Here is an 11,698-nt window from a genome sequence, read left to right on the forward strand (position 1 = left end):
TTGACATATTATGCCCAAACGATGCGCCCTGCAGCCCTTGGACGCTCGGGAATGGGGGTGGGGCCCGGTTCTGCCCCGACTGGCTGCCTTACTTGGGATTTAAGCATAATATCCTTACTTAATCCCTTGAATGCAATAAATTTCACCACCCCGCGGCCTTGAAGGCCGCCACCCCGAAAAGAGCCGCCCGCGATGGCAAAGACCCACCCCCTGAGCCTCGGCGTCGTGATGGACCCCATCGGGGCCATCAAGCCCGCCAAGGACACCACCCTGGCCATGCTGCTGGCAGCCCAGAAGCGGGGCTGGAAGCTGCTCTACATGGAGCAGCAGGACGTCTATCTAGCCCAAGGGGAGGCCCGGGCCCGGTACCGGGAGCTCACCGTCAAAGATGACCCTGAGGACTGGCATACGTTCGGTCCTGAACACGATGGACCGCTGGCCGGGGCCATGGACCTCGTCCTGATGCGCAAGGATCCGCCCTTCGACATCGAATACATCTACACCACCTACATCCTGGAACGGGCCGAGTTCGCGGGAGTGCGGGTGGTGAACAAGCCCCAGTCACTGCGTGACGCCAACGAGAAGGGTTACACCGCCTGGTTCCCCCAGTGCTGCCCGCCCACGCTCATGAGCCGCGACATGGCGCGCATCCGCGCCTTCGTCACTGAACACCGCAAGGTGGTGGTGAAACCCCTGGACGGCATGGGCGGCAGCCAGGTCTTCGTGCTCGAGGCGGGCGATGCCAACCTCTCGGTGGTGCTGGAGACCCTGACGCACTACGGCACGCGCCTCGCCATGGCGCAGCTGTATCTCCCCGAGATCAAGGCCGGCGACAAGCGCATCCTGGTCATCGACGGCGAGCCGGTGCCCTATGCCTTGGCGCGGGTGCCGGCGCCGGGCGAGTCCCGCGGCAACCTCGCCGCCGGCGGCAAGGGCGTGGGCGTGGCGCTCACGGAACGCGACCGCTGGATCGTCTCCCAGGTGGGCCCGACGCTGCGGGAGAAGGGCCTCCTGTTCGTGGGCCTCGATGTCATCGGCGACTGGCTCACGGAGATCAACGTGACGAGCCCCACCTGCGTGCGCGAACTGGACAAGCTCTACAAGCTCGACATCGCCGGCGGCTTCATGGACGTGCTGGCTCGCAAGCACGCGGCGCGCGCCTGATGGCCGCGATGCCGAACCCGCGGCTCGACTCGCCGGCGGTCACGGCCCGCGACCGGCTGGTGACCACGTTGTTCTTCGCCGCGCTGCTGCACGGCATCCTCATCCTCGGCATCACCTTCCGGCCGGACAGGCCGAGCGGCAGCCCGACCCTCGAGGTCACCATGGTGCAGACCCGCAGCGTGGCGCCCCCGGACAAGGCCCAGTACCTGGCCCAGGCGAACCAGCGCGGCGAGGGCAACACCACCGAGCAGGTGCGCCCGGAGAGCCCGCTCTCCATGCCGGCGGCGCTGAACAACGCCGGCCGCGCAGAGGCGCCGGACCTCACCGACAATCCAGGCGCGACGCGCACCGCCAGCCGCAAGCAGGGCCAGGACCGCAGCCACGATTCGGAGCGCGATGCCGCCGTCACCACCAGCGCCATGACCGGCAACAGCGCCAACGCGAAGGCCGCCGCCGCGCCCATGAGCCTGGAGCCACGCATCCTGGTGGCGCGGCTGCTGACGCCGGGCGACGACGCACTGATGCCGAACGACGACGGGCTGGAGCTGCCCCAGGCCACCGACCCCAACCCGCGGGTGGCGTTCGTCTCCGTGAACGCGCGCGAGTCGCGCTTCGCTCCATACCTCGACGCCTGGCGCCGCAAGGTGGAGCGCATCGGCAACCTGAACTTCCCGGCGGAGATCCGCAGCCGTCACCTCTCGGGCTCGCTGGCGCTGGAGGTGTCGCTGAACGCCGACGGCAGCATCCGGGAGCTCAACCTGAACCAACCCTCGGGCCAGGCGCTGCTGGACAACTCGGCCCAGCGCATCGTCAGGCTGGCGGCGCCCTTCGCGCCCTTCCCCGCCGCCATCCGCCGCGACACCGCGGTGCTGCGTTTCGTGTACGTGTGGCGCTTCAACGGCGGGAAGCTTGATGCCCGTCACAGTTCAATAAAATCAGCGGCTTCCGGGTATTAAGTCATACCCGCTTGTACGGTCCGAAGGGGACGCGGATACTTGTTCCATGTCCCAAGACTTCCTCACCAATCAGTTCCTGGTGGCCATGCCCTCGATGGAAGACCCGAACTTCCGCGAGAGCGTGACTTTCATCTGCGAGCACAGCGCGCAGGGCGCGCTCGGCATCATCATCAACCGGCCCATGAACGTGGTGCTGGACGACGTGCTCAAGCAGCTCGCGCTTAAGACCGACGACCCGGACACGGCGGCGAGCCCGGTGTACCTCGGCGGCCCGGTGCAGACGGAGCGCGGCTTCGTGATCCACGAGCCCCACGGCGACTGGGAGGCGACGCTCAAGGTCACCGACAGCATCGGCGTCACCACCTCGCGCGACGTGCTGGAGGCGCTCGCCGCCGGCGGCGGCCCGCGCCGCTGCATGGTGGCGCTCGGCTATGCCGGCTGGACCGCCGGCCAGCTCGAGGAGGAGATCAAGGGCAACTCCTGGCTCTCGGTCCCCGCCGACAGCCGCATCATCTTCGACACCCCGGTGGAACTGCGATGGCAGGCGGCCGCGCGCCTGCTCGGGGTGGATCTCGCGTTGCTCTCGGGCGACGCGGGCCATGCGTAGCTAAGGGATCGGACTCGTCTCGGTTCGGCTCGCGCGCAGCACGCCTCTGTGCTGCAATAGCTCTTATGACCCAACCTCCCCAGACCTTCCTCGGCTTCGATTTCGGACTGAGGCGCATCGGCGTGGCCGTGGGCCAGACCCTGACCGGCAGCGCCTCACCCCTCGGCGTGGTGACGCCCCGGGCCGGCGAACCGGACTGGGAGGCCATCGGCCGGCTGGTGGCGGAATGGCGGCCCGCGGCCCTGGTGGTGGGTCTGCCCTATAATATGGACCTCAGCGAGCAGGAGATGACGGCGCATGCGCGCCGCTTCGCCGAGGGGCTCGCACAACGCTTCCCGCTGCCGGTGCACACCGTGGACGAGCGACTTTCGTCCCGCGAGGCGGAGGCACAGCTGAAGGAACGGCGCCAGCAGGGACGGCGTCGCGTGACTCGCGAGGACATCGACGGCGCCGCCGCCTGCGTGATCCTCGAGAGCTGGTTCAACTCCACGAGGGGCCGGGACAGTCCATGAGCGACATACAGTTCGACGCCCGGGGCCGCTTGCGGCACCTCCTCACCCTCGAGGGCGTCGGCCGTCAGACGCTCACGGCGCTGCTCGACCGCGCCGAGACCTTCCGCGTCGCGCCGGGCGAGGCCCCGCGCCGCCACACCTGGCTCGCCGGCCGCACCGTCGCCAACCTGTTCTTCGAGCCCAGCACCCGCACCCGTGCCTCTTTCGAGCTGGCGGCGCGGCGCCTGGGCGCCGACGTGATCAACCTGGACATCGCCGCCTCTTCCGCCGTGAAGGGCGAGTCGCTGGCGGACACGCTCTATACCCTCGAGGCCATGAACGTGGACGTGTTCGTGGTGCGCCACAAGGATGAGGGGGTGCCGGCGCTGCTGGCCCAGCACGCTGCGCCGCACGTGCACGTGCTGAATGCCGGCGAGGCGCACGTCTCCCACCCGACCCAGGGCCTCCTGGACGTGTTCACCATCCGCCGCCACAAGAAGGACGTCGCCAACCTGAGCATCGCCCTCGTCGGCGACATCAAGCACTCGCGCGTGGCGCGCTCCACCGTGCGCGGCCTGCTCACGCTCGGCACCCGCGACATACGCCTGGCCGGTCCCAAGTCGCTGCTGCCCAAGAAGGGCGAATTGAAAGCCGAGCTCTTCACCGACGCGGACAAGGCCATCGCCGGCGCCGACGTGGTGATGATGCTGCGCATCCAGAAGGAGCGCATGCAGAAAGCCGCCGTACCGAGCGCCGCCGTCTACTTCAAGCGCTACGGCCTAGATGCCAAGCGCCTCAAGCTCGCCAAACCCGGCGCCATCGTGATGCACCCCGGTCCCATGAACCGCGGCATCGAGATCGCGCCGGAAGTGGCGGACGGCCCGCAGTCGGTGATCCGCGAGCAGGTCACCAACGGCGTCGCCATCCGCATGGCGGTGCTGCAAGGCTTCTACACCTGAAGGCCGAGATGAAACACCCCGAACACCGCGGCAGCATCTTCGTGGAGGATGCCGAGATCCTTGCGCACGAGCACTTCGCCGGCGCCCAGCACGTGCTGCGCCTCAAGGCACCCCAGTGCGCCGCCCGGGCGCTGCCCGGCAGCTTCGTGCACCTCTCCTGCGACGCGGCGCTGCCCATGCGCCGGCCCATGTCCATCATGCGGGTCTCGCCCCAGGACGGCTGGGTGGAGTGCCTATACAAGGTGGTGGGGGAAGGCAGCCGGCTCTTGGCGGCGCGCCGCCCCGGCGAGAAGTTGAGCTGTCTGGGCCCCATCGGAAAGCCGTTCGTATTGCATCCTGAGAAGCCGCGCCCGCTGCTGCTGGGCGGCGGCGTGGGCATCCCGCCCATGGTGTTCATCGCCGACGCCATGCGTACCGACAAGCGCGCCCATTGGAACCCGCTAGTGCTGATGGGCTCGGAAGTGCCCTTCCCCTTCACCAGCCGCCCCTCCACCATCCTGGTGCCCGGCATGCCCGAGGGCGTGATCGGCTGCATGCCGCTGATGGAAGACTGGGGTTTCCCCAGCCGCCTCGCCAGCAAGCAGGGTTACGCCGGTTGCTTCGACGGCTTCATCACCGACCTGGCCCGTGCCTGGCTCAAGACCCTGGACGCGAAGGCGCTGGCCGAGGTGGAAATCTTCGCCTGCGGCCCCACGCCCATGCTCAAGGCCGCCGCGGCCCTGGCGCAGGAGTTCAAGCTGCCGAGCCAGGTGTCGCTGGAGGAGTTCATGGCCTGTGCGGTGGGCGGCTGCGCCGGCTGCGCGGTGGAAGTGCGCACGCCGGACGGCCCGGCGATGAAACGCGTATGCGTGGACGGGCCGGTGTTCGACGGAGCTTCGGTATTCCCTGTCTAACCCTTCCCCGCATCTAAAAAGAAAAGGCGCCTGACGGCGCCTTTTCCATTTCGGCAATGGAGTTATTCAGGGTTTGCCGGCCGGCGCGGTGGCCGGTGTGCCGGCCTTGCCTGCATCGGGACCGATGTACTTGTCGAAGAATGCCAGCATCTGCTCGTAGAGGTCGAAGTTGTGTTCCTGCTTGGTGAAGCCGTGGGCCTCGTTGGGGTAGTAGATGGGCCCCTCGTAGGACTTACCCGCCTTCTTCATGGCAGCCATCATGTTCTCCGCATGCTCCGGCACCACACGCACATCCGCGCCGCCATAAGCGATGAGCACCGGGATGTTGAGCTTATCGGCATTGTAAACGGGGGACTCGCGTTTGCGCTGCTCCATGTCCTCGCCCAGGTAGATGTCGATGGCGTGCGTACCGCCAGCGAAATGCGAGATATCGCCGTGCTCGCCGAGGATGGTGAGATCATAGGCACCCACGTAGCCCACGGCGCACTTGTAGAGGTCCGGATAGCGGATCGGGTTCTCGAAGGCGGCATAGCCACCGTAGCTGGCGCCGTAGATGCAGACGCGTTTCGGGTCAGCATAGCCCTGCTTCACGGTCCAGGCTACGCCGTCCGCCAGATCGTCCTGCATGGTGCTGGACCAGTGCCGGTAGCCGGCTTGCTGATAGCGCAGGCCGTAGCCGCCGGAGCCGCGGAAGTTGAGCTGCAGCACCGCGTAGCCGCGGTTCGCGAATAGCTGCACCTCGGGATTGAAGCCCCATTCGTCACGCGGGCCGTGCGGGCCGCCATGGGGATTCACGATGAGCGGCAGGCCTTTTCCGGCGCCGCCCGATGGCAGCGTGAGATACCCATGCAGCACCATGCCATCGCGGGCGGTGACGTTGATGGGCATCATGGTGGCCATCTTGTCCGCATCGATCTCGGGCTTGGCCGCGAACAACATCCTCACCTGACCAGATTTGGTGTCGTAGAGATAAAACTCCGCGGGGATCTTGTCGCTGTACGTGGCCACCACGAGCCGCGAGTGGTCGCGAGTACCACTGGTGATGAGCACCTGCCGGCCCGGGAAGGCATCATATAACTGACCCAGGTACTGCACCTTGACGTCGTCGCCCTCGATGACGTGTACGGCCGGCAGTCCTGGCATGGTGTCAACCGCCACGATGCTGGGTGTCTCGCTACCCGTGGAGAATCCGCCGACAACATCGGTGATGTCGTATTGCGGATCCTCGTAGACAGGCTGACGGGTCATAGTGTCCGGATCTACCAGATACAGGCTCAATGTGCTGTCTTTGCTGCGGCCCAGCCAGTAGAAATGCTTGCCGTCCTTCGCGAAGGACACTGGATGGGATTCTGACTGCGCCGGATCCTCTCCCTGGAACAAAAGACTGCTCATGTCCTTCCAGTCGCCGCCGGAATCGGGTCTGTAATAGGCTACTGCGTGGCCGTTCTGGTCCTCGCCCCAGGTGAGACGAACGTTGCCGGCGCTGTCCGCCATGAGTCGGCCCTGAGCCTCATTACCCTCTGCCACCTGGCGGATTTCCCCAGTGTAGATGTCGAGGCGGAAGGCCTTGGGCTTCTGCTCGTAGCGTGAACCCTCGTCCACGTACCCCTGGATCAGCACGTGCTTGGGATCCGTGTCCGGAGACAAATAAACCAGGCCGCCGTAGTACACATTGCTGCTGACCGAGCTGTGCATGTGTCCGCCCTCGGTACTGGGCATGTAGGGCATCAACTGTCTCTTCTGGGTGCCGTCCACGTTGATGGCGTACAAGTCGCCATCCGCCTGCGGACGGTCGAGGCTGCCAGTCTGGGTGGCGGTGGCCACCAACACGCGGGTGTCATTGGCCCACCAGAAGTTGAGGATGGACTGCTCGCCCTTCAACCAGAAGTTGGCCTTGGGTTTCATGTCGTCTGTACCCAGTACCAGCAGAACGTTCTTCTCGAGTCCGGTCTTCTCGTTGGCGACAGACATGGCCAAGTATTTGCCATCCGGCGAGATCTTGGCACCGGAGACCTTGGCATAGGTGAAGAAGGTCTGCACCGGGATCGGCGCGGGCGCATCGGCATAAACGAAAGAAGCGAAGGCGCTGAGCACCAGGCTCAGAAAAAGCTGACGTGACATGGAACCCCCCCAAGGAATGATCTAGTAATAATAGGTGCGCAAAATGTCTTTCCGGATACGCATCTCGCCGGAGGGCCTCAGCCCGCACGCCCGCGGCCCTGCCGCTTTCAGCCTCGCATCACGTTCCGCTGAAAATCCAGGCGTGACATCCTGGCATTCTGTTCGGCGCTTCGCGCCTCACCCAAAATTGATCTTGGCCTCGAGGTTGGCGCGCGAGTCGGCGTTCTTGAGCGCCTCCTCGAGCTCGATGCGCCCTTCCTTGTAGAGCCGGTGCAGCGCCTCGTCGAAGGACTGCATGCCGCCCTCGGGACTCTCCTCCATCGCCTCGCGGATCTCGTCCACCTGGCCCTTGAGGATGAGGTCGGCGATGTGCGGGGTGTTCAGCATCACCTCCACCGCCGCCACGCGCTTGCCGTCCTTGCCGATGACCAGGCGCTGGCTGATGATCGCGCGCAGGTTCAGGGACAGGTCCATGAACAGCTGCTTGTGCAGCTCCTGCGGGAACATGTTGATGATGCGGTCCATGGTCTGATGCGCGTTGTTCGCGTGCAGCGTGGAGATGGCGAGGTGGCCCGTGCCGGCCAGCTCGATCGCCGCCTCCATGGTCTCGCGGTCGCGGATCTCGCCGATCAGGATCACGTCCGGCGCCTCGCGTAGCGAGCTCTTGAGCGCGTTGGCGTAGGACAGGGTGTCCTGGCCCACCTCGCGCTGGTTCACGATGGACTGGATGTTGGGGTGGCTGAACTCGATGGGGTCCTCGATGGTGAGGATGTGCCCCGCCTGGCTCTCGTTGCGGTGGTTGATCATCGCCGAGAGCGTGGTGGACTTGCCGGAGCCGGTGGAACCCACCATCAGCATCAGGCCGCGCTTGTGCAGGATGAGGTCCTTCAGCACCGGCGGCAGGTTCAAGTTCTCGAACTTCGGCACCTCGGAAGGGATGTAACGCAGCACCATGGCCACATTGCCGCGCTGCACGAACACGTTGACGCGGAAGCGGCCCACGCCCTCCTCGGCGATGGCGAAGTCGGACTCGTGCTTCACCTCGTAGGACTTGCGCTGCTTCTCGTTCATGATGCCGTAGGCGGCCTCGCGGACCATCTCCGGCGTCAGCAGCGTCTTGCCCACGGGCACCTGCTTGCCCTCGATCTTGATCTTCACCGGCGCGTTGGTGGTGAAGTACAGGTCCGAGGCCTTCTTCTCCACCATGAGCTTGAGATAGGGGCTGATGTTCATTCCGGTCCCATTCCGTGATTCGTTGGTTCTCTAAACCCCAAAAAGTCTCTCACTAAAAGCGTCACGAGCGAAGGCGGGGCTAGGCGGGCGAGGCGAGCAGGAGGGAGTGCACTCTTAGTGTGCATGACCGACTGCGAGTCCGAAGCCCAACAACGCCCCGCCGAGCGCAGTAGCTTTTAGAGTTTATGGCCCTTGCCCGGGTCGACCAGCTGCATCGAGTCGATGCCCTCGTCCACCGCCGGCTTGTCCAGCTTGCTCTCCAGCTTGATCCTGAGGCGCAGCTCGTTCTGCGAGTCGGCGTTGCGGATGGCCTCCTCGTAGCTGATGTTGCGCTCCTCGTAGTGGTTGAAGAGGGCCTGGTCGAAGGTCTGCATGCCGAGCTGGGTGGACTTGGACATGATCTCCTTGATCTGGGCGATCTCGCCCTTGAAAATCAGGTCCGAGATCAGCGGCGAGTTGAGCAGGATCTCCAGCGCGGCCACTCGGCCCTTGCCGTCCGGCTTCTTGATGAGGCGCTGGGAGATGATGCCCTTGATGTTCAGGGAGAGGTCCATCAGCAACTGGTGGCGGCGCTCCTCCGGGAACAGGTTCACGATGCGGTCCAGCGCCTGGTTGGCGCTGTTCGCATGCAGGGTGGAGAGGCAGAGATGGCCGGTCTCGGCGAACTGCACCGCGTGCTCCATGGTCTCGCGGTCGCGGATCTCGCCGATCAGGATCACGTCCGGCGCCTGGCGCAGGGTGTTCTTGAGTGCGATCTCCCAGGAGTCCGTGTCCACGCCCACCTCGCGCTGCGTGATGAGGCAGCCCAGGTGCGGGTGCACGTACTCGATCGGGTCCTCGATCGTGATGATGTGGCCCTTGGTGTTCTTGTTGCGGTAGCCCAGCATCGCCGCGAGCGAGGTGGACTTGCCGGAGCCCGTGCCGCCCACCATGATCACCAGGCCGCGCTTGGACATCACCACTTCCTTCAGGACGGGCGGCAGGCCCATCTTGTCGAAGTCCGGGATCTCGGTGGTGATGGTGCGCAGCACCGCGCCGGCGCGGCCCTGCTGCACGAAGGCGTTGACGCGGAAGCGGCCGATACCCGGCGGGTTGATCGCGAAGTTGCATTCCTTGCTGGCGTCGAACTCCTTGGTCTGGCGGTCGTTCATGATCGCGCGCACCAGCATGGCGCTCTGGTCCGCCGTGAGCGGCTTGTCCGTGATCGGCGTGATCTGTCCGTCCACCTTCATGGCCGGCGGGAAGCCGGAGGTGATGAACAGGTCGGACCCCTTGCGCTGGATCATCGCGCGCAGCAGGTCCTGCATGAACTTTATCGCTTGGTCTCTTTCCATCTCGAGCTCCGCGCCTCCCCCTGACGGGACACGCTCAGGTGAAGAGTTCTTTCTGGGTCGCCTTGTTGCGCGCCTCTTCCTTGGTGACGATGCCCTTGCGCACCAGGTCCTGCAGGCACTGGTCGAGCGTCTGCATGCCGTGCTGCTGGCCGGTCTGGATCGCCGAATACATCTGCGCGATCTTGTTCTCGCGGATGAGGTTGCGGATGGCGCCGGTGCCGATCATGATCTCGTGGGCCGCGGCACGGCCGCCGCCGATCTTCTTCAGCAACGACTGCGAGATCACCGCGCGCAACGACTCGGAGATCATGGACCGCACCATGTCCTTCTCGGCCGCCGGGAACACGTCCACGATGCGGTCAATGGTCTTGGCGGCGGAGCTCGTGTGCAGCGTGCCGAACACCAGGTGGCCGGTCTCGGCACCAGACAGCGCCAGGCGGATGGTCTCAAGGTCGCGCATCTCGCCCACCAGGATCACGTCCGGGTCCTCTCGCAGGGCCGAGCGCAGCGCCTCGCTGAAACCGAGGGTATCGCGGTGCACTTCGCGCTGGTTGATGAGGCACTTCTTGGATTCGTGCACGAACTCGATGGGATCCTCGATGGTGAGGATGTGGCCGAACTCGCTCTCGTTCTTGTAGTTGATCATGCCGGCGAGCGTGGTGGACTTGCCGGAGCCCGTCGGGCCTGTCACCAGCACGATGCCGCGCGGGTTGTCGGCGATCTCCTCGAAGATCTTCGGCGCGTTCAGCTCCTCGAGCGAGAGGATCTTGGACGGGATGGTGCGGAACACGGCGCCGGCGCCGCGGTTCTGGTTGAAGGCGTTGACGCGGAAGCGCGCGAGGTTGGGGATCTCGAACGAGAAGTCGCACTCGAGGAACTCCTCGTAGTCCTTGCGCTGCTTGTCGTTCATGATGTCGTACACCATGTCGTGCACGTCCTTGTGCTCGAGCGGCGGCATGTTGATGCGCCGCACGTCGCCGTCGACACGGATCATGGGAGGCACGCCCGCGGAGAGATGCAGGTCGGAGGCCTTGTTCTTGACGCCGAAGGCGAGCAGTTGCGAGATGTCGGCTGGCATGTCTCTCCCCTAGAAACAGTGTGAGGCGCGGATCCCATCCCCTGGGGCCCCGGGGCGGCGGCTCCGGGACGTGGGCTAGAGTATAACGGACTCATTTTGTGTGCATATGCATGCCGGCCCGCCGGACGGATATTAAGGAGCCCTACCTGGACGACATAGCCCGGAACCTCGTCGCCGTGCGCGCGCGCATCGCCGCCGCGGCCATGCGTGTGGGGCGCGACCCCGCCGGCATCCGCCTGCTGGCGGTGAGCAAGATGCAGCCCGTGGCAGCCCTGGAGGCGGCGTGGACGGCCGGCCAGGCCGACTTCGGCGAGAACTACCTGCAGGAATCCCTGCCCAAGCTCGCCGCGTTCGCCGGCCGTGCCGTCGCCTGGCACTTCATCGGCGCGCTGCAATCCAACAAGTCGCGCGAGGTGGCCGAACACTACCAATGGATGCATACCCTGGACCGGGAGAGCGTCGCGCGGCGGCTCTCAGAGCAGCGGCCGGCGGCGCTGCCGCCGCTGCAGGTCTGCCTGCAGGTGAACGTGTCGGGCGAGTCCAGCAAGGGCGGCGTGGACCCGGAGCGCCTGGCGGAGCTCGCCGCCGCGGTGGCGGCGCTGCCGCGCCTGAGACTGCGGGGCCTGATGGCGATCCCGGCGCCGGAGCAGGACCTGGAGGTCCAGCGGGTCCCGCATCGTGCGCTGCGGACGCTGCTGGCGGACCTCAACCGCCGGGGACATACGCTGGACACACTGTCCATGGGCATGTCCGAGGACCTGGAAGCGGCGGTGATGGAGGGTTCCACGATCGTTCGCGTAGGAACAGCGATCTTCGGCGCGCGCCCGCCCAAGCACGCCTGACGTTATCATTACGTCACCTA

11 protein-coding genes are annotated in these 11,698 nt (G+C 65.6%); 7 read left to right on the plus strand and 4 right to left on the minus strand.

From position 1 onward, the window contains the following. The first annotated feature begins 192 nt into the window (after positions 1–192). From gshB to VF651_07840, 6 genes are all read left to right on the plus strand, one after another. Entirely contained in the window at positions 193–1,164 is a 972-nt protein-coding gene (gene gshB / locus VF651_07815) for a glutathione synthase (GenBank protein ID HEX7965605.1), read from the plus strand. Continuing rightward, positions 1,164–2,120, plus strand: a complete 957-nt coding sequence (locus VF651_07820) for a TonB family protein (GenBank protein ID HEX7965606.1) — start codon at positions 1,164–1,166, stop codon at positions 2,118–2,120. The genes gshB and VF651_07820 overlap by 1 nt, the downstream gene beginning before the upstream one ends. A 46-nt stretch (positions 2,121–2,166) precedes the next feature. Then, positions 2,167–2,727, plus strand: a complete 561-nt coding sequence (locus VF651_07825; protein HEX7965607.1) for a YqgE/AlgH family protein — start codon at positions 2,167–2,169, stop codon at positions 2,725–2,727. Positions 2,728–2,792: 65 nt separating this feature from the next. Beyond that, positions 2,793–3,239, plus strand: a complete 447-nt coding sequence (ruvX, locus tag VF651_07830; protein HEX7965608.1) for a Holliday junction resolvase RuvX — start codon at positions 2,793–2,795, stop codon at positions 3,237–3,239. Next, positions 3,236–4,177, plus strand: a complete 942-nt coding sequence (locus VF651_07835; GenBank protein HEX7965609.1) for an aspartate carbamoyltransferase catalytic subunit — start codon at positions 3,236–3,238, stop codon at positions 4,175–4,177. The genes ruvX and VF651_07835 overlap by 4 nt, the downstream gene beginning before the upstream one ends. An 8-nt stretch (positions 4,178–4,185) precedes the next feature. Next, entirely contained in the window at positions 4,186–5,070 is an 885-nt protein-coding gene (locus VF651_07840; protein HEX7965610.1) for a dihydroorotate dehydrogenase electron transfer subunit, read from the plus strand. A 66-nt stretch (positions 5,071–5,136) separates the two neighbouring features. Here the strand turns inward: VF651_07840 and VF651_07845 are convergent, their stop codons facing one another. The 4 genes from VF651_07845 to VF651_07860 all read right to left on the minus strand — a co-directional run bounded on the left by VF651_07845 (position 5,137) and on the right by VF651_07860 (position 10,836). Beyond that, positions 5,137–7,191: a S9 family peptidase gene (locus VF651_07845; GenBank protein ID HEX7965611.1), complete on the minus strand. Its 2,055-nt coding sequence runs from the start codon at positions 7,189–7,191 to the stop codon at positions 5,137–5,139. 177 nt (positions 7,192–7,368) lie between these two features. Beyond that, complete coding sequence (locus VF651_07850; GenBank protein ID HEX7965612.1) at positions 7,369–8,424, minus strand: PilT/PilU family type 4a pilus ATPase; 1,056 nt, start codon at positions 8,422–8,424, stop codon at positions 7,369–7,371. Between the two features lie 176 nt (positions 8,425–8,600). Beyond that, entirely contained in the window at positions 8,601–9,758 is a 1,158-nt protein-coding gene (locus VF651_07855; GenBank protein HEX7965613.1) for a PilT/PilU family type 4a pilus ATPase, read from the minus strand. Between the two features lie 34 nt (positions 9,759–9,792). Further along, positions 9,793–10,836 carry a type IV pilus twitching motility protein PilT gene (locus tag VF651_07860; GenBank protein ID HEX7965614.1) on the minus strand — a complete coding sequence of 348 codons (1,044 nt, stop codon included), beginning with the start codon at positions 10,834–10,836 and terminating at the stop codon, positions 9,793–9,795. 110 nt (positions 10,837–10,946) lie between these two features. On the opposite strand from VF651_07860, the gene VF651_07865 reads away from it, so the two are divergent. After that, complete coding sequence (locus VF651_07865) at positions 10,947–11,678, plus strand: YggS family pyridoxal phosphate-dependent enzyme (protein HEX7965615.1); 732 nt, start codon at positions 10,947–10,949, stop codon at positions 11,676–11,678. Positions 11,679–11,698 lie beyond the last annotated feature (20 nt).

Source organism: Gammaproteobacteria bacterium, assembly GCA_036383255.1.
In the GTDB taxonomy this organism is placed as follows: Bacteria; Pseudomonadota; Gammaproteobacteria; order Natronospirales; family REEB76; genus DASUBN01.

Bases quoted from the DNA above. Each gene is read 5' to 3' on its own strand.
- ruvX (HEX7965608.1), top strand. From the start codon at position 2,793: ATGACCCAACCTCCCCAGACCTTCCTCGGCTTCGATTTCGGACTGAGG.
- VF651_07845 (HEX7965611.1), bottom strand. From the start codon at position 7,191: ATGTCACGTCAGCTTTTTCTGAGCCTGGTGCTCAGCGCCTTCGCTTCT.
- VF651_07860 (HEX7965614.1), bottom strand. From the start codon at position 10,836: ATGCCAGCCGACATCTCGCAACTGCTCGCCTTCGGCGTCAAGAACAAG.
- VF651_07865 (HEX7965615.1), top strand. From the start codon at position 10,947: ATGCCGGCCCGCCGGACGGATATTAAGGAGCCCTACCTGGACGACATA.
- VF651_07835 (HEX7965609.1), top strand. From the start codon at position 3,236: ATGAGCGACATACAGTTCGACGCCCGGGGCCGCTTGCGGCACCTCCTC.
- VF651_07850 (HEX7965612.1), bottom strand. From the start codon at position 8,424: ATGAACATCAGCCCCTATCTCAAGCTCATGGTGGAGAAGAAGGCCTCG.
- gshB (HEX7965605.1), top strand. From the start codon at position 193: ATGGCAAAGACCCACCCCCTGAGCCTCGGCGTCGTGATGGACCCCATC.
- VF651_07840 (HEX7965610.1), top strand. From the start codon at position 4,186: ATGAAACACCCCGAACACCGCGGCAGCATCTTCGTGGAGGATGCCGAG.
- VF651_07820 (HEX7965606.1), top strand. From the start codon at position 1,164: ATGGCCGCGATGCCGAACCCGCGGCTCGACTCGCCGGCGGTCACGGCC.
- VF651_07825 (HEX7965607.1), top strand. From the start codon at position 2,167: ATGTCCCAAGACTTCCTCACCAATCAGTTCCTGGTGGCCATGCCCTCG.
- VF651_07855 (HEX7965613.1), bottom strand. From the start codon at position 9,758: ATGGAAAGAGACCAAGCGATAAAGTTCATGCAGGACCTGCTGCGCGCG.